Below are 17,762 nucleotides of genomic sequence, written 5' to 3'. Positions count from 1 at the left end.
GCCGCGATCACGCGCCGAGCTCCAGCTTGCTCCACCTGCCCGGCAGGGACTGGTGCGATGCCGCGACGATCGCGCCTCCGGAGGCGAGATGCTTCTCGACGAGGACGGACAGGCATTCGCCGCCTTTCGCGTCGAGCGCGTTGAGTGGTTCGTCGAGCAGCCAGAGCGGAGCCATTGAAGCTGCAACACGTGCGATGGTCGCGCGCTTCGCCTGGCCCGACGAGAGCAGCCGCACGGGCACATGCGCGAGATGATCGATGCCAAGCCATTCCATCGGCGCTTCAATATCTCGCGACCAGAAGCCGAGTGCCCTTCTGAGCGGCAGCTCTCGGTCGAGCGCAAGATCATCGTTCGCAAGGGCCAGCGCGGCACGATCCACGCGCCCCCGCTCGGCGCGCAAAAGCCCGGCGGCCAAGCGGATGAGGCTGGACTTCCCGCTGCCGTTCGGCCCCATCACGTGCAACGCTTCCCCTGGATGCAGGTCGAGGCTCAGCCCCTCGAACAGCAGCCGGCCGCCGCGCCTCAGCGCCACGTCGTCGAACCGCAGCAATGCCGTCACGCCATGCTTTCCTCGAGCGCGTGCATGTCCTCATCGGATAGCCCGAAATGATGCCCGACCTCGTGGATCAGGATGTGGGCCACGAGATGTTCCAGCGTGTCCTCGCCGTCAGCCCACTCGTCCAGGATCGGACGACGGAACAACCGGATGCGTTCGGGCAACGTACCCGACTGGTCCACGCTGCGCTCGGTCAGCGGGACGCCTTCATAGATGCCGCTGAGATCGAACGGATCCTCGATGCCCATCTCCCGCAGGGTGTCGTCGTCAGCAAAATCTTCGACCAGCAAAACGACATCATCGAGGCTTCGAGAGAATTGCTTTGGCAATGACTCCAGGGTCTGGCGTGCGATCGCGCCGATCTCGTCTGCAGTGGGCGAAGGTCCGAAGCGTCGCATGGCCGGGGCATAGGGGCAGGCCGCCTTCAGCTGCAAGGTTGCCCACTGTGCCAGCCTTGCCTACATGGGCCGCCTTCCTGGCATGCGGAGCGGTGGCCGAGTGGTCGAAGGCGCTCGCCTGGAAAGTGAGTATACGGCAAAACCGTATCGAGGGTTCGAATCCCTCCCGCTCCGCCATTTTCGTCGGTTCTTGACGGACTCAGCCCGCTCTGCGTCAATCCCAAGATGTCGGCGGATCGCATCCGGCAGCATCTCGCTGAAGCGCAGCGCGCGGGGCAGTCGGGCCTGCGTGACGAGGCGCGGCGGCTATTCGAAGCGGTGCTCTCAATGGACGAGGGGGAGCCGACCGCGCGTAACTGGCTCGGGGCCGACGCACTGGCCCGCAGCGACGCGGGTACCGCCGCAATGCATTTCGAAATCGCGTGCAGGGGCGAGCCCGGCCAACGATCGCATTGGCTCAACCTCGCTGCCGCCCGCCGGACTCTCGGCGATTCCGAGCGCGAGCGAGCTGCGCTCGAAAAAGCTCTCGCCATCGATCAAACCGACCTTCTTGCGTTGGTCCGAATAGCGGAGCTTCATGAGCGGCTGGGAGAAAAGACCCCGGCGGCCGAGCGCTGGACGGCCGTCCTCGCCCTTTCCTCCGGAATCAATAATCCCACGCAGGAGTTCGCCGCGATCCTCGGTCACGCCCGGCAGTATGTCGAGGATCAGCAACGGACGCTCGTCGATGCCGTTGATACAGCGCTCGCCGGCGAATTGGCCGTCGCGACGGCGCCCGATGAGCGGCGGATGCGAGCGGCCGCCGATGCCTGGCTTGGACGGCGCCCGATCTACACCAATCAGTGCGAGGGTCTGCATTATCCGTTCCTGCCTGCCGACGAATTCTTCGACCGCGAGCATTTCCCGTGGCTGGACCAACTCGAGGCCGCCACCGGCATGATCCTCGCCGAGCTCAACGCCATCCTGGCCGACCCTGGGCCAGGCCTCACCCCTTACATTTCCTTGCCGCCCGGAGTGCCCGCGAACAAATGGTCGGGCCTCGACAAATCGCTGGACTGGGGCGCCTTCCATTTGTGGAAGGAGGGCGAGAGGTTCGATGAGGCTTGTGATCGCGCCCCGCGCACCGCTGCCCTGCTCGACTCCCTGCCGATCTGCCAGATCAAGGGCCGCGCGCCGAACGTCTTCTTTTCGATATTGAAGGCCGGCAGCCACATTCCGGCGCACACCGGCGTGACCAATGTGCGAAGCGTCGTCCACTTGCCGCTGATCGTTCCTCAAGGGTGCGAGTTCAGAGTGGGCGGCGAGACGCGCAGCTGGGTTGAAGGCTCCGCTTTCGCGTTCGACGATACGATCGAGCATGAGGCATGGAACCGCAGCGATCGCGACCGCGCCGTCCTGATCATCGACGTCTGGAACCCGTATCTCAGCGAACATGAGCGGGCCATGATCTGTCGGCTCTACGAAGCGGCGGACACGCACCGCGCCTAGGTCCTTCAGGTGCGTCGTGACAGCTGGTCACCTCACCCGAAAGTGAATGCAAAGGCCTCTGCGCCCGGATCGAGGAACTCGATCGTGAACGTGCGATCGCGGACTTCGCCCTTCTGCCGGACCAGCTGATAGAGGCGTTGCTCTTTCACCGAGCCGCCGCCGTCAGGCCCGATGTCCACGCCCGCATCGGCGGCTGGCGCGCGGCCGTCGAGCAGGACCCGGAAGCGCACCGGCTTGCCGGTTGCCGAGCCGAGCACGAGATGCAGGTCGCGCGCGTGGAAGCGGAAGTGGATCTTGGCGCCGGCTGCAACCGACCGGGCGCTTTGCCGGCCGTCGTTCCAGCTTCCTTCGAATGCCCAGTCGTTGAGCTCCAACGGTGCATTCGCATAGGTCTTCGCGCCGTCGCGCAGCAGGCCGCCCGGCGACACGAAATTGTCTGCGCGCGCGTAGCCGACATAGGTCTCGGGCGATCGGATATCGGCGACATTCGCCTGGACCTGCGCGCCGCTTCCGGTGGCTTTCGACATTTGCGCGTCTGTCGGTGCACGTCCGGCCTCCGCGAGCAGCTGCCGGATCACCCGCTCGGACATGGCGTAATCGCCCTCGCCGAAATGATGGTAGCGAATGCGCCCACGCGCATCGATGAAGTAGTGCGCAGGCCAGTAATTGTTCTTGAGCGCCCGCCAGAGAACATACCCGTTGTCGAGCGCGACCGGGTAGCTGATGCCGAGATCCTTGATCGCGCGGGCGACATTTGCGGGCTCGCGCTCGAACGCGAACTCCGGTGCATGCACGCCGATCACGACGAGCCCGTCGCGGCGATAACGTTCGTCCCACGCTTTGACGAACGGGATGGAGCGCAGGCAGTTGATGCAACTGTAGGTCCAGAAATCGATCACCACGACCTTGCCCTTCAGCTCGCCGCTGGTGAGCGCCGGGCTGTTGTACCAAGGGCCCAGGCCGTCGAACGATGGCAGGCTTCCTTCGATGGGCAGGACCAGCTGCCCCATTGCGTTGGTGCGCGTGCTGGATTCGCCCATGTCCTGACCGATCCCGAGCTTGCGGGCGAGACCGGTCTCTATGCTCGCAGTCTGCGCGCTCGAGAGCTTTGCGAGCACCCGCGTGTCGAGCCCCAGCGCGATCGCGCCCACCCCGAGAAGGACGAGCAGGCCGAGTATCTGGCGGATGCGTTCGCTTGCGCCGAGAGAGCGCTTCATCCGGGCGAAGACCTTGCCCCCGATCAGAAGCGCGGCGGCGAGCGAAGTCGCCGCGCCGAGAGCATAAGCGAGCAGGAGCAGGGTCGTGTTGAACCCTGCGCCCTGGAATGCTGCTGCCGTGAATATGATGCCTAGGATCGGTCCGGCGCAGGGCGCCCAAAGCAGGCCTGTCGCTATACCCAGTACGACGGATGACCAGATGCTGTCTTCTTCCCCGGGCTGACGTTCCGACATCCGCGAGCCCAGCGCTACGATCGGGCGCGTCAGGCGATCGGAAAGCCCCGGGAACACCAGGGCCAGTCCAAACAGTGCGAGCAGGATCAATGCGGCCCATCGGCCAATGGCATTGGCGCGGACGGCCCAGCCGCCGCCTACAGCGGCGAGCGTTGCAACGAGCGCGAAAGTTGCCGCCATTCCGGCAAGCATCGGCAGCGTGCTTTTCAGGAAGCTGCGGTCCGCACGCGCAAAGACGAATGGCAGCACCGGCAGGATGCAGGGACTGAGGATCGTCAGGATTCCACCGAGGTAGGCGAGCAATAGGATGAGCATGAAAGGTTTTGCTCCGGTTCAGCAGGAGTCGTCTAGGCGACGATCCTGTCTGTTACGGTGGAGTAACCAAAGATGAACGACCGCAGGCTGTTCCTCGGCCTCGCCGGTGCCGGCGCAGTCAGCCTGTTGCTGTACGGCTTGCCGACATCGGCCGAGGCCGACAGCGGGATGAAGTTCGCGGTGAATCGCTCGCCCGCCGAGTGGAAACGGCTGCTCGGCGACCAGCGCTACCATATCCTCCGCGAGGCCGGGACCGAGCGCGCCTTCACCAGTCCGCTGAACGACGAGCACCGCCGCGGGACCTTCGTTTGCGCAGGCTGTGCGACGCCGCTCTTCAGCTCGGGCGCGAAGTTCGACAGCGGAACGGGTTGGCCGAGCTTCTGGAAGCCGCTGCCTCACGCGGTCGTGACGCGGTCCGACCGCACCTTCGGCATGCTTCGCACAGAGGTGATGTGCGCTCGTTGCGGTGGGCATCTGGGCCATGTCTTCGACGACGGGCCCAGGCCAACAGGCCTTCGCTATTGCATGAATGGCCTGGCGCTCAAGTTCAGGCCGAACGGGATCGCTTAGGCGACGATGCGCAGCTTCCCGCGCTTGCCCGGCGCGGCGTAGCACACGACGCCCAGCTCGGCCTGGAGCCGCGCAAGCTCGCGCTCCTTGGCTTCGCGCTCCTGTTCGGCGTAGCGGCGCTCGAACTCGGCCTCTTCCTCGGTCTGCTCGCGGAAATAGCTGATGGTGATCCTGTGGCCGAAGACCTCGTCGCCGCGCAATCGCAGCTCGGCTTCGGCATCATTCGGAAGGCTATCCCTCAGCTCTCTGAGCCGCTCGATGAGATCGTCGATCGACACATGGTCGGCAATGTCGACAAACTCTTTGACTCGCCTACTCATTCGTGACCCTCCCCGGCCCCCGGGGCGTTAAATACTTCCGGCGCGATTCACCGCGCAACGTCCAGTCGGCGATTATCCCCAAGAGAGTTGCCGTCCTGTGAATGGTTTGGAAAGCGGGAGTTTAGGAAATGACGGCCGTAAGCCTGCAAGCCGGCTCCTTGAGGTTGGCGCTAAACCCTTGTGTTGGCGGCAGTATTTCTGCGTTCGAATGGGTCGATGGCAATCGGGCCATCCCAATATTGCGCGAATGCAACAGCCGCAGCGAAAATGTCCTTGAGGCCGCCAGCTTCCCGCTTGTCCCTTTCGTGAACCGCATTCGCGGCGGTCGATTCATGTTCCGCGGGAGAAAAATCCGGCTCGAACCGAACATGGCCGGCGACCCCAGTCCCTTGCATGGTCAGGGCTGGCTCGCGCCCTGGCTGGTGGAGCGCTCAGCAGAGCGCAACGCCACACTAAGCTTTTCGCATCGTGGGGGCGAATGGCCGTGGGACTATGAGGCGGAGCAGGTGTTCGTCTTGGACGAGCGGCGGCTCTCGCTCCGTCTGAGTTGCCGCAATGTCTCGAATGAGGCGATGCCCTGCGGGCTTGGCCAGCATCCCTATTTCGACTGCGGACCGCGGACGCTGGTCGACACGCAGGTGACCCATGCCTGGACGATCGACGAGCATGTCCTGCCGGTTCAGAAGGTGCCGGCCACCGGACGTTTCGACCTGCGGGACCGGCTGGTATGCGGCCAGGACCTCGATCATGGCTTCGCAGGGTGGGGCGGAAGCGCGACGATCAGCGATCCCGATTTGCCGTTCACGATCCGCATGTCCTCGCCCGACGCCCGCTTCTTCCAGCTCTACTCCCCGTCGGCTGGCGGCATCTTCGTTGCCGAGCCGGTGACGCATGCCAATGCGGCGCTCAACGAGCCGGAAGAGCGCTGGCCGGACCTCGGCATGCGGGTGCTTGGCCCAGGTGAAGGGATGGCTCTCGACATGACGCTGGAGGTAATCCCGAAATAGCTGCCGTTCAGGTTGATGCTTGGAAATCTCGCCTATATAGCGCGCTCCTCGCTGCTCGCGCTCGGCCCAGGAGGCCAGCGCTTCGCATCCGGAGACGTGGGTGAGTGGCTGAAACCAGCGGTTTGCTAAACCGCCGTACGGGGGATTCCCGTACCGAGGGTTCGAATCCCTCCGTCTCCGCCAGCGGTCTAGCGAAACCGCCAAAAACGCTCTAGGAAATGGCTGAAAACCTTGACTTTCGAGGTTTCGGCTGTCCACCTGCATCCACACGGATTTGGGGGTGTTTGGCCCCAAATGAAACAGCGCCCTGTAACAGCACACTTGCTGGCGTGGTGGCGGCGGGAAAGGTGGCTAAAATGCCCACATTCAAGAGTGTTACGGACAAAACGATCGCCAGCGCGAAGCCGGGCGTTTATACCGTTGAGCCGAACCTAATCCTTCGCGTAAGCAACAGCGGCTCTAAGGCTTGGGTTTTCCGCTACTCTAAAGCCGGCAAGATCAAGCAAATTGGTCTTGGCTCTTATCCGGCCCCCCGCTCGCTGAAGGCGGCTCGCGACTTAGCTGACGAAATGCGAACTGACGTTGAGCATGGCCGTGACCCGGTTGAGCGAATCAGGCCACCCGTCGCCAAAACCTTTCGCCACTTTGCGCTGGCGTATATTGGCGAATTTGAGAGCGGCTGGAAAAATCCAAAGCATCGGCAACAGTGGCGCAACACGCTCGAAACCTATGCCTATCCCTTCATTGGCGAAATGCCGGTCAGCGACATAACGGCGGACGACATACACAAGCTGCTGCTGCCACTGTGGGCAGTCAAAACGGAAACCGCCACTCGCGTCAGAATGCGGGTCGAAGCCGTGCTTGATTATGCCTTCACCAAAGAGGGCATTGATCGGCGCAACCCTGCTCGCTGGAAAGGCAACCTAAAAACGCTGCTGCCCAACCCTCGCAAGGTGGCAAAGGCCAACGGAAAACTAAAGTCACACGCGGCTCCGCCTTGGAAGGACGTTCCGGCGATCATGGCTAGCCTTCGCGCCAAGCCTGATGTGACTTCCGCGCTGTTGCTCCGATTCTCAATCCTGACCGCCGCCCGATCAATGGAAGTGCGCGGCGCGACTTGGGATGAAGTGGAAGGCGACGTTTGGACTGTGCCGGAAGAGCGCTCCAAAAATGGAGAAGCTCACCGGGTTCCGCTCAACTCTGAAGCGCTCGAAATTCTGGCCGTCCAAGCTGACCGCAAGGCTGAAGGTTTGAACCTGATTTTCCCCAACCCTAGCGGCTCAATCCTGTCGGACATTGCAATCAACAAGGTGCTTCACGCGGCATGTCCCAACATAACCGCTCACGGCACTGCCAGGTCGAGTTTCCGGGATTGGATTGCTGACGCCACCAGCTTTCCTGACAAGATCGCTGAAGCGGCGCTGAATCACTCCAATCCCAACGAGACTGAAGCAGCTTACCTTCGCAGTAAGTTTTTCGACCGGCGCATCGAGCTAATGAAGGCGTGGGGCGACTTTTGCCGTGGCAAAGATAACGTGATTGAGCTTGCGGCTTCAAAATCGGCTTAGCTCAAGGAACGGCACTGCGCGAAAAGCGGCACTTTGGAAATCTAGAGCATCCGTAGAACTCGCCGAACTTACCCGAGCGCGGCACGAGCCGACCGTCGCATCCCTCACTTGGGCAACTCGCGCCGACGCTTGCGCTAGAAACCGGGGTTGGCGCACTCGCGGTTCTGCCCTGGCGCCGCCTTCGGTTGACGTGCCGCTGTTTTTTAAATTCCCACGGGTGAATATTGTTGTCGGCGGCCCAAATGCCGCGCCTGTGCCGCTGGGCGTCTTCAAGCGCTTCAAAGTAGCGCTCATCCGGGCAGTAGCGGTCGAGAACCCATGTCCAGCCGTTCAAAACCATCTCAAGCTCAATGTTTCTTGAGAAGTATGACTGCTTGCGTGTTGGCCTCATAAGGCGGCTGATCATTGAAGCCGGTGCCGGGTCAGCGGGTCGCTCTTGCCTGAGATAAGGCACGGCAACGATGCGCCCGTAAGCGTCCACTATCTGAGAGGTGTTGGTCTTCAACAGAATAGTTAAGTCGAGCCATTGGCCTTCAATCAAGCGGCTCAAGAAATCTCTGGCTTCATAGCCGCCCGGCTGCTCCAACTCAGGCGCATCGGTGAAGCCAAACCGCACCGTGGCTTCAATCTCGCTATTACCCGGAACTTTGCGAATCCGCGTTAGAAACCCGTCACCATCAAACACGCGGACAACCGGAACCCGGATAGTATCGGCTTCAGGTTCCTCAGGCGCATAAAGCACGGATTACCTCTCCCGGTGCCTTGCTGAGCATAGCCACAAAATGCCTTGTGCAACACGGAACAGTAACAGCCGCTAGACGCGCCATTGGAAGCAGTGGAAAATTCAGAACCTTACCGAGCGGGTTCGGCGGACACCGCGTCCGCCGGGCCTACAGTTCAGGCACCCGAAGCGGGAGTGAAGCGGTGGCAGAGACAGCGAAGCGGTCCACTTCACGGAAGAAGCGCAAACGGACAAGCAGTAAACGCCAGGAGTTCGTTCAATATCTCATACGGGTAAGCAGCTGGGAGTACGACTACGCGTTGCGCGCCGGCAACCCCAAAAGCTCCCTCGACCAAAGCGCATATGAGGAGCTTGCAACGCTGACATTCTCCGGTGAGCTACTTCAGCCGAAAGTGCCGAAGTTCGATCGTGTAGAAGTTACGTGTAGTGGGCGTGCCGGGATGCTGGACCAGACGCTGGGTGACAGTCAGCTGACTATCGGATCTGCGTGGGCTCGCGATGGGCAACTCTTCGGGTATATTTTCGCTCCTCAGGAGCGATTGGCGGAGCTCGCGACCGTTGCTGGAACCGGGCAAGTGCAGGTCGTTTGTTTCACCGGCACGAAGCTTCGCTACCGGACAGCCGAGATTTATAGCATCTCAATAAGCACGAGAGTCGACGAAGAGGAGTTTCGGACGGAGTAATGCTCCGACTACGACCATCGACCGGCAGCGATCAGATCAATCCGCAGAGCGGGAGTCCGTCGTACTGCGTTCATAAGTATGCTCGGCGTCCGACAAAATCCACACCCAAGGCAATATAGAACCTCATTGACGGTTGCAGCCGCGGGTGGACAGCGGCAAATGCGCCGCTGCACATGACAAGCGTACGCCTCACAAGGGACAGTTGGAGTCGAGTGAATGGATCGCCACACCGGGGCGCTGACTACGTCGTTCTCTCCGTCCTAGTGGCAAGCGGTATATGACCGAGCTGGATTCGGCCTGCTGGGCAGCGCTCGCGACACGCCTCGCGGAAACCCACTCGGATGATCATGGGCAAATCGCCGACGCCATCGCGTCGATCTATGCCGCTCTCGCTAAAACCCCTGTGCAGATCCTCCAGGGTTTTCGCGAGATCAGCGAAGCCGAGCTGATGGACGGCATTCAGGAGCGCGCCCGGCGCATCGTCGGTGGCGAGATCGCCATCACTGAGGGCGACGATCCTCACGTGACGCTGCTCGACGCGGCGCGGCTGTTGCGAGCCTTCGAACGCGTCGCGCTCGAAGGCCGGCAGTTCCTCGAAACCGATCGGGACGAGGAGCTCGAGGATCTGTGGAGGACGGCGGATGGTCTTCATTATGTCATTCCGCGCATGACGCCGCTTGCGAGTGCCGAAGGCAAGCCGTTCCTCCGCCGGGCGCTTATCCACCACCGCGTCATTCCGACCGGCATCGAGTCGTTCAAGGTGCGCCTTCACCGCTCGCCGTTCGCTCTCGATCGCGCCGATGCCGACAAGGAGAAGAAGGGAGGAGCCAGGCGCTATGGCGCAGCCCTGTTCCCCGGTCTCGTACCGAAGCTCTCGCCGCCTGACGGCTCCGGATTCACGATCGTGCAACTCGACGGCTTCAACGCCGAGACGCTAATCGATCAGCAGCTCGCAAGCGCCCGGAGCGACGAATGTGCTGTCATCGTCTGGGCCGAGTTGACCATGCCGGACGCGAGCGTCGCTCATCTCCAGTCGCAGCTCAAGCGTTCGGCGCTCGATGGGGAGCCTGCACTTCGCTATCTCGTCGCTGGTAGCTGGCACCGCGATAGTGGGGGTATGCGCAATGCCGCCGCCGTGCTCGATGGGCATGGCAGGCTTTTGTTCGAGGTTTTCAAATGGGCCAAGTTCGATTTTGGCGGGCGGTTCGAGGCGATCGTTCCGGGCGATGAGGTCCATATCCTCATCTGCGAGGATGAGCTGGTGACCGTCGCCATCTGCCGCGACTTTCTCGAGGGGACGTGCGACGTCCCCTACCGTCGGCTCGACGTCGACGTGGCGATAGTGCCTTCGATGATTTCAAGCGTCAGCGAAAGAACCACCATGGCCGGCCATGGCGTAACCGCCGACACCATGCGCAATCGCTTCGGAACTCGCACCTTCGCGGTAGCCCAGCCGGCCCGACCAGCCAAGGTGGTGACCGGCAAGGTGATGGCTTTTCCCCGTCAGCCGCTCCTGGCTAAGCCGGTCACGGTAAAAGGGCCCTGGTATGCGAGCACCTTGGAACCCTCTTAACCTATGCGCATATACAATAGTGAAGTGTAGTGTATTGTGTGATTCTTATAGCTATGAGGAAAGACGATGCCAGCTTTGATTCGTCGAGAGGCCCTCGACCTCAGCGACGCGATTCCGGAAACTGCGCGCCTCGCCATTCGCGAGGAGCTGGAGCAGGATGGGCGGGCGACCCGGCGAGTGTATGCGGCTCTCGCGCGCAAGGTCTGGTCGCTGCTCGTCGAGCGCCGCTTCGATCCCGAGATCCGCGACTGGCTTGCACTGCTTCAGAACGTCAAGGCGAGGCTCGAGCTCGACGACGAAGCGGCCGCCGAACGTCTGACGGCCCTTGTCGATTTGATGCGGGAGTCCGTAAATCTCGCTGAGATCAGCCCCGCACGGTCGACCGCCGAGCGCCCCCGGGCGCGCGCAATCCTCGAGCGGCTGGACCGCGCGAACGGCTTTCTTCGGCGCCGCCATCTCCTCGAGGATATCGGCATCAAAAGCGCGCATCTCTCGAACGTGCTGACCCAGCTCCTCGCGCACGATCTCGTGGTTCGGCGAGATGTCGGCAAGGAGGCGGAATACCAGATTACACCGCTCGGCCGCGAGCTGATCGGCGGCGACCAGGCAGCTGTCCGCACGCAAAGCGAGGAGTTGCCAGTTGATCGGCGTATCGCGTGGCTCTTCAAGGCCAAGACCAGCGATAAGAGGGCAAGGATGATCGATCCGATTGACCTGGCCAATTACGTTCACCTTCCGGGCGGCAGGATTATCGATGACCTTGCGCAGCCGAAAACAAAGCGCTGGCACGAGCAAGGCTCGATCAACTTCGATGATATCGGCCAAAGTAACATCCTGATGCTTGATCGGGACTACGGCCGGTTGACGCTGCCTCGAGTGTAACGGCCTCCGTTTGCCGATCGATCCTTTGACCTCGAAGCTCGCGGGCCCGGCCGCCAAGGCGGCGTCGACCGGCGTCAAGGTGGTGAGACGCGAGCTTGCCCGCCGCCGCGGCTCCGACGAGCTTTTGACCGAGATCGACGCGCTCGAGGCCAGCCTCGACCAAGCGATCGAGATTCTCGCCAACGATCCGCAGAGCTTGCCCGAGGCTCTGAGGATTAGCTGGAAGGCGCGGTTGGTCCGTCCGGACATCTTCGCGGAGAGCGTTTCGTCGGATTGGATTAAGACGAGGGAGGCACAGGTCAGCGTCAAAGCGATCGTCCGAGCGAAAATCCGTGGCGAGGACGACAGCGCCCTCATCTCCGACGCGCTCGCCCACTACGCAGTGCTCGCGGCAGATGCCGGTGACGGAGCGCCCGGCGGCGAGGACGTGCTCGGAGAGGCCGTCGACTTCGTGCTGCGGAGCCTTCGCCGCGACGTGACGCCTGGCGAGGCGGTCCTCCTCGAAACGCAAGCCAGTCTGCGCAGCCTCCTGAAGACGTCGGAAACGGGCGAACTCGCCGATAAGGAGGCCGCGGAGCGGCTTGATCGTCTGCGGCGATCGCGCTTTTTCGCATCGGCCGATGCCGCGAGCCAGGCGCGAGACCTGAGCAAGGACCTCATCGACGGCATGCTGCGAACCGCGAGCACCGCAGTCCGGGCAGATGCGCTCGCCTGGTGTGCGCGCGTGCTCGCCTTCAAAGAGGGTGAAGACCCCCACCTCTTCCTCGAAGCAGCGGAAAAGATCGCGTCGGAGCGGTCCGAGACCTTGCTGGTCGCTCGCGCCTTCCTGACCGCCATGAGTGACTGGGAAGCCGGGCTCAAATTACTCGATCCGGACCGCTCGCCGGTCGAGGCGACCGCGATGCTCCAGATCATGCGCTTCGGGCTAGGCACAGAGGCCGGGCTCGAACGCGCGGACCACGCAGGCCTCGGGGCCAAGGCGCTGGACAGCGACGGCCGCTATGTCCTGATGGTGTCGCTGACCGAGCTTGACCGCTGGGACGATGCAGCGGCGGTGAGCGCGGCCGTTTCCGAAGCCGATTACCGGCAAACGCCCGCGCTGCTGTGGGCAACGGCGGCCTTGCTCGTGGCCAGCACCGTGCCCACCGATCTCAAGCCCATAGTGCTTCAGGGGCCGCCGGCAAGTCCCGCTGCCTTTCCATTGAAGGACGACGGCCTTTCAATCGAAGCCCGCCGGCTCGCCCGGACACTGATGCTCCGCGCGGCTGACCATTGCGGCGAACTGAAGCTCGCCAGCGACGCCGCGGCGGCGCGCCGTTACGCGCTGTGGCTCCAATTGCGCGATCCCGACGCATCGAACGTAGCTCTCACCGAGCTTCGCGCGAGCTTTCGTGATCCGGCGCAGAGTCTCGCACTGCTACCGCTCGCGCTGGGGTTCCAGCTCGAGGTCGACCGGAAGGCGGCCGAGCTCAGCATTTCGCGGCGTCTCGCGCGCAGTCCCGGCAACCTCGGCCAGGTCGCGGAGCCGATGCTCGCGTTGCTGCTTGATTTCAGCGTATCTGCTCCCGCCGACGCCCTCGACTTTCTCAAGCGACACCGGGAGACCTTCGAGAGGATCCTCGATCCGGCTAACCGCGTCACAATCGAGGTCAACAGCCTCGCCGCGCTAGGCCGTCGCGAAGAGGCGCGCGCGGTGCTCGAGTCGGCGCCGGAAAGCCTGCCGAGGGGTCTCAGGTCGGTCCTCTCGAGCTTCCTGGAGAGCGGGGATCGGGATGCATCCATCGAGGCTCTCGAGGAATCCTATCGCGAAGATCCGCAGACGGCACGGCTCTTGCCGCTGATCGGACGCTATTTGAAAGCCGGCGCTCCCGACCGGTTCGTCGAGCTTGCCAAGACCTTGCTTCGGGATCTTCCCAACAGCAATATCGCTGCGGACGTTGTCCGCCATCTCGTTCGCCACGGGCGGGACAAGGATGCGCTCGACGCCCTCGCGCTCGCCGGCGACGTGGTCCAACGCTCACCAGACCTTCTCGCGGAAGCAGGCTGGATCAACTTCCGCCAGGGTCGGTTCGAGGAGGCCATGAATATCCTCGAAAAGCTCGAGGCGGGGCGAGATCACGTCGACGACCGGACGCTCAAAATGCAGCTCCTGATCGCCACCGGCGAGTGGGACGCACTCGATGGCTTCCTCGAGGAGCAGTGGCAGCACCGAGCCAAGCGCTCCGCCGAGGAGCTCGTCCGCGCCGCGAACCTCGCCGCCGAGGTCGGCGCCAAGCGGGCCACGGCCTTCGCCCAGGAGGCGGTCGCCGCCGCACCGGACGCACCCGATATCCTTATCTCCGCCTATATGGCTGCGACACGTTCGGGGACAGAAGACGAGCTGCCGGAAGCCGGCAGCTGGATCCTTCGCGCCGCTGAGCAATCAGGCGAGAACGGACCGGTTCAGAAAGCGTCACTGGCCGACCTCGTGGAGGGCCAGCCCGAATGGGAAGCGAGGGTCGAGGAGGCGCTCAACCATCATGCCGCCGGCGCCCTGCCGCTGGAGCTGGTGGGAACGATGTTTCGGCGCTCTTGGCTCGACATGCAGCTTTCCCCGCTGCTCGCCAATCCGAAGGTCATCGACGTTCGCCGTCAAGTCCTCATTCCTTTGTTCAGTGGCCGGGCCATGCCGCTCGCCGATGAGCCGATCCCGGACGACGCGATCTCGCTCGACACCAGCGCCATCGTGACACTTGCGGCCTTTGATGCATTGGACCCGGTACTGGATTCCTTCAAACGCGTCGTCGTTCGACACGATGTCTTCATCAGCCTGTTCAAGGAGCGTGCGCGGCTTGGCTATCACCAGCCGAGTCAGATCGCCTTCGGGCGGCGTCTCCTCGAGCTTGTCGCCAGGGGCAAAGTTCAGGCGTTCGAAGCGACACAGATTCCCGATGCCGGCCTAATGCTCGAACTCGGCCGCGGGCGCGCCGACATGCTGAGCCACGCAGCCTCGCAAAGCGAAGGGCAGCATCTCTTCATTCATCCCTTTCCGATTACGCGAGTCGGGACGCTGTCCAGCGAAGCAGTGCCCCTCGTTGAATATCGGGCGCATCTTGCGAGCTGCAGCGCGGTGGTCGATGCGCTGTCGAGGCTCGGCCACATCCGGAAGGACGAGGCGGATGCGGCCCGCGCCTATCTCTCCTTGCAGGAGGAGCGCTGGCCGGATGAGCCTATCATCCAAAAGGGCGCGACCCTCTATCTGAGCGATTTGTCGGTCGCTTACTTCCGCCACGTTCGGCTGCTGGACCGGATCGTCGATGCCGGGCTGATCCCAATCGTTTCCCCTACAGAGCTCGACGAAGCAAAGGCTCTCCTCGAGGTGGATGCGGTCGCCAACGAGGCGCACGCTGTTCTCACGCGCATTCGCGGGTCGTTGACACGCGCGCGCCAGGCAGGGCGTCTCGCATTCGACGCTGCGCCACGAGGCGATAAGGACGAACAGACCGGCCAGACGCTCAGTTCGCTTGCCCGGCAAAGCGGCTTCCTCGTGACCGACGACCGGTTCCTAAACAGATACGAACGTTTCGACGACCTCGGCCAATCCCACTGCATAGTATCGTCGATCGAATGCCTGTCGCGCCTTGCAGCTGCTGGACGCATCGAGCCCGGTCGGCTGGAGACAATGCGTGACCGCCTGCGCCGCGCAGGCGCGGCTTTCGTCCCGGTTGATGCTATGGAGCTTGAAAGGCTGGTCGACGAAGCGGCGGTCGACACTTCTGCGGACCCGCCGCGGCTCCTTGAAACGGCAGAGCTGCGGGCGCTGCGCGAGAACGTCCGCCTGATTCAGGCGCGCGGCTGGTTCGACCCGAAAAAGGACGGTCCCTGGCTCAACCAGCTCCACATTGCGGCTGCCGACGCCCTAGCCGCGCAGTGGCGCGACGTCGTCAGGGATGACGAGCGGGCGGCCCGGTCCGAGTGGCTGCTCGGCCTCATTGACCGGAGCGGCTGGGCCGACTCACGGGTGAGCCGCGAGCTCGACGGGATGGCGGGCTCTGCCGTCCTCCTCGACGTCATCACGGTCACCAGCCGACTCGACCAGGCGGACAAGCGCGTGAGGCCCGCGTTCGAGACGTGGGTCGAAGAGCGGTTCATCGGTCCTCTTCTCGGCAATGCGCGGTGGCTTCGCACTAACATGCTGCAAGCGCTCCGCAGCTTCGTTCGCTCGGTTGCTGAGGAAAGCACCAAGGAACTCGGCGCGAAGCTCATCGACTCCTACCGGATAATGCTGAACCGGTTTCCGAAATTCCTGACCCTCTGGATGCTGGAAGATGAGTCGCTACAAGAGGCCAGCGGCCTGAAGCTCGAAGCGACGATGCAAATTGGCGACGCGGCCTTCCAGGCATCGGCCGTCTTTGAAGCTGTGAAAGCCCTCTACGCGGCGCCCGCCAATACTCTCAACGTGAAGGACGAGTCCGGACGATCCTGGCGCCTGTCTACCGAGCCGAAGAGCGGGTGGGCACTGTGCTTTCGGCACAAGTCGAGCAGCTACAGAGTGCGCGGGATCGCGGGCCTACATCCTCGCCCAAGAGTCCGGGTCGCGATCCTCGACCGCTTTCTGAAGGACGGGCGGGTTCGGCCTGCATCGTTTCAAACATGGCGAACCCGTCTGCTCGAGGCCCCCCTCTCACCAGCGGAGATGGAGACGCTCAATCGTGATCAGCAGGCCTTCCCGCCATTCGTCCTCCAGGAGATCTTACAAAGCCTCGAAGCGGGCGGCATCGAACCCGCGACTCTCGTCCCCAAACATCACCAATATTATGAGCGGCTGGTCGGGCCGAGCACTTCCGGAAGCCTCCAGGAGTTCCTCGCTGACCCCCTGCGGAACGAGGTCGACTGGGCCGAGAACAAGCCGCTGGAGCGGATTCAATGGCTACTGCTCCGGGCAAGTCAGCCCGAGATCCTCGCTGGCGCCGACTTCGATGCCCTGAGCAAGGCCGACTGGCGAACACTTGGCCACTGGGCGGTGCAAACCGCAGACCTCGTCTCCAAGGTTGCTTTCGGCGAACATGCGCTTTCCAGGGCGAAAGCCGATCCCGAGCTCGAGCCGATGCTCGTCGCCATTGCCGAGCAGCTCGGAGCGCTTGACCCGCAAGATAAGGCTGGCCCTATCCATCTCCTTTCGAGCCTCGCCATTTATGTCGACGCGGAGTTGAGCCTTCACGGCGTGCTTCCTGATTGGCCGCCGTTTCGGCGGCGGCAGGCAGCTATTGCGCATGCTTCGCTCGTTGTCCGTGCAGTCTTCGGACAAGTCGAGACGGGCCGGCTCGCCAATTATTGCCTCGAAGAGCGCGGCTGGCGCTTTGCCGTCCAGAGCCTTCTTGATCTCCGGCAGGAGCCGAGATGGCGTCCCGACATGATCTCGCCGACGCAGCTCAAAAATGAGCTTGCGGGCCGGCTCTCGAGCGCGGCGAACGGGCTTGACGAGAATTTGCTGACGCCCGCGCTCCGAGCGGCCCTGACCGACGAGACCGGCAGCCTCAAGGATCATCTTCAGCTTCCGATGATCTTCTGGCCTGGACCTCTCGAGGGCGGGATCAGTGGGACGCTGCGCCCCCCACCTCCCGAGCTTCTCGAGACAATCGAGCGCGGCCTTACCGACGAGCCCCTCACCTTTCGTTCGTTGAACGCGCTCATCAATTGCGAAGTCATGTTCAATCTCTCCAACAACCTGGTTGAGCGGGCAGCCGTGAGGATCGAAGAGGCCGGGCCACGGCTGTTCGGCGACGAGCAGCCCGAACAAGTCCACGCTTATCTACTGGGGCTGGCGACGCTAGCAGCTTCGCACCGGCTGCCGGCCCTTGCCGATACCGTGCGGCTCCTCGATCGACACCTGCGTCTGCGTGCGCCGGGCGTCATTGAGGCAGCACTCGAGATGCAGCTGATGTTGACTGCCGCCGCGAGCCGCGAAGATGCAGCAGCATGGCGCGACGCCATAGGCGACTGGATGCTGGAGCTTTCTTCGCGCGCCCAACTTGCAAAGACGGACGCGCAAATCTTTCTCGGGTGGCTCGAGACGATGACCGCCGTCGATCCTTTGCTCCGAACGCGGACTGGTCGTGCGCGGGCGCAGCTGAAGCTCGTGACTGGAACTTAGCCACTCCTCTTCGTAGCGCTGCGGGTATCCAGCTAGGCAGGGTCGGCGGATACATCGGCCGCCTCAGCGAATGAAT

At 62.9% G+C, this 17,762-nt stretch carries 13 protein-coding genes and 2 tRNA genes; 10 read left to right on the top strand and 5 right to left on the bottom strand.

Going from position 1 to position 17,762, the window contains the following annotated elements; genetic code table 11:
* Window positions 1-7: 7 nt before the first annotated feature.
* Together ccmA and LZ538_RS03925 are read right to left on the bottom strand one after the other, a co-directional pair.
* Window positions 8-559 (bottom strand): heme ABC exporter ATP-binding protein CcmA, encoded by a 552-nt coding sequence (ccmA, locus tag LZ538_RS03930; RefSeq protein WP_249830682.1) that lies wholly within the window; start codon window positions 557-559, stop codon window positions 8-10.
* Window positions 556-954, bottom strand: coding sequence for a metallopeptidase family protein (locus tag LZ538_RS03925; protein WP_249830833.1), 399 nt, complete (start codon window positions 952-954; stop codon window positions 556-558). The genes ccmA and LZ538_RS03925 overlap by 4 nt, the downstream gene beginning before the upstream one ends.
* Before the next feature lie 86 nt (window positions 955-1,040).
* Here LZ538_RS03925 and LZ538_RS03920 point away from each other — a divergent pair.
* A tRNA-Ser gene (locus LZ538_RS03920) sits at window positions 1,041-1,131 on the top strand.
* 48 nt (window positions 1,132-1,179) lie between these two features.
* On the top strand, window positions 1,180-2,442 hold the full coding sequence (locus tag LZ538_RS03915) for an aspartyl/asparaginyl beta-hydroxylase domain-containing protein (protein ID WP_249830681.1): 1,263 nt from the start codon (window positions 1,180-1,182) through the stop codon (window positions 2,440-2,442).
* Between the two features lie 32 nt (window positions 2,443-2,474).
* On the opposite strand, the gene LZ538_RS03910 is transcribed toward LZ538_RS03915, so the two are convergent.
* A complete protein-coding gene (locus tag LZ538_RS03910) occupies window positions 2,475-4,208 on the bottom strand; it encodes a cytochrome c biogenesis protein DipZ (RefSeq protein WP_249830680.1) in 1,734 nt (577 codons plus the stop codon).
* 72 nt (window positions 4,209-4,280) lie between these two features.
* Between LZ538_RS03910 and msrB the strand changes: the two genes are divergently transcribed.
* Window positions 4,281-4,778, top strand: a complete 498-nt coding sequence (gene msrB, locus LZ538_RS03905) for a peptide-methionine (R)-S-oxide reductase MsrB (protein WP_249830679.1) — start codon at window positions 4,281-4,283, stop codon at window positions 4,776-4,778.
* Here msrB and LZ538_RS03900 read toward each other — a convergent pair.
* Window positions 4,775-5,098, bottom strand: coding sequence for a hypothetical protein (locus LZ538_RS03900; protein ID WP_249830678.1), 324 nt, complete (start codon window positions 5,096-5,098; stop codon window positions 4,775-4,777). The two genes, msrB and LZ538_RS03900, sit on opposite strands and share 4 nt — an antisense overlap.
* 128 nt (window positions 5,099-5,226) lie before the next feature.
* On the opposite strand from LZ538_RS03900, the gene LZ538_RS03895 reads away from it, so the two are divergent.
* The 3 genes from LZ538_RS03895 to LZ538_RS03885 all read left to right on the top strand — a co-directional run bounded on the left by LZ538_RS03895 (window position 5,227) and on the right by LZ538_RS03885 (window position 7,673).
* A complete protein-coding gene (locus tag LZ538_RS03895; protein ID WP_249830677.1) occupies window positions 5,227-6,105 on the top strand; it encodes an aldose 1-epimerase in 879 nt (292 codons plus the stop codon).
* A 90-nt stretch (window positions 6,106-6,195) separates the two neighbouring features.
* A tRNA-Ser gene (locus LZ538_RS03890) sits at window positions 6,196-6,288 on the top strand.
* A 173-nt stretch (window positions 6,289-6,461) separates the two neighbouring features.
* Complete coding sequence (locus LZ538_RS03885) at window positions 6,462-7,673, top strand: tyrosine-type recombinase/integrase (protein ID WP_249830676.1); 1,212 nt, start codon at window positions 6,462-6,464, stop codon at window positions 7,671-7,673.
* A gap of 1 nt (window position 7,674) precedes the next feature.
* Here the strand turns inward: LZ538_RS03885 and LZ538_RS03880 are convergent, their stop codons facing one another.
* Entirely contained in the window at window positions 7,675-8,415 is a 741-nt protein-coding gene (locus tag LZ538_RS03880) for a topoisomerase DNA-binding C4 zinc finger domain-containing protein (RefSeq protein ID WP_249830675.1), read from the bottom strand.
* Window positions 8,416-8,597: 182 nt separating this feature from the next.
* Here LZ538_RS03880 and LZ538_RS03875 point away from each other — a divergent pair, with 182 nt between their 5' ends.
* The 4 genes from LZ538_RS03875 to LZ538_RS03860 all read left to right on the top strand — a co-directional run bounded on the left by LZ538_RS03875 (window position 8,598) and on the right by LZ538_RS03860 (window position 17,686).
* On the top strand, window positions 8,598-9,098 hold the full coding sequence (locus tag LZ538_RS03875; RefSeq protein ID WP_249830674.1) for a hypothetical protein: 501 nt from the start codon (window positions 8,598-8,600) through the stop codon (window positions 9,096-9,098).
* A 277-nt stretch (window positions 9,099-9,375) separates the two neighbouring features.
* A complete protein-coding gene (locus LZ538_RS03870; protein ID WP_249830673.1) occupies window positions 9,376-10,671 on the top strand; it encodes a hypothetical protein in 1,296 nt (431 codons plus the stop codon).
* 66 nt (window positions 10,672-10,737) lie between these two features.
* Complete coding sequence (locus tag LZ538_RS03865; protein WP_249830672.1) at window positions 10,738-11,553, top strand: hypothetical protein; 816 nt, start codon at window positions 10,738-10,740, stop codon at window positions 11,551-11,553.
* 10 nt (window positions 11,554-11,563) lie between these two features.
* A complete protein-coding gene (locus tag LZ538_RS03860; RefSeq protein ID WP_249830671.1) occupies window positions 11,564-17,686 on the top strand; it encodes a tetratricopeptide repeat protein in 6,123 nt (2,040 codons plus the stop codon).
* Window positions 17,687-17,762 lie beyond the last annotated feature (76 nt).

Origin of the sequence: Sphingomonas hankyongi (assembly GCF_023516575.1) — a bacterium.
GTDB lineage: Bacteria > Pseudomonadota > Alphaproteobacteria > Sphingomonadales > Sphingomonadaceae > Sphingomicrobium > Sphingomicrobium hankyongi.
Note: the sequence above shows the minus strand (reverse complement) of the source record. Positions and strands in the feature narration are given on the sequence as shown.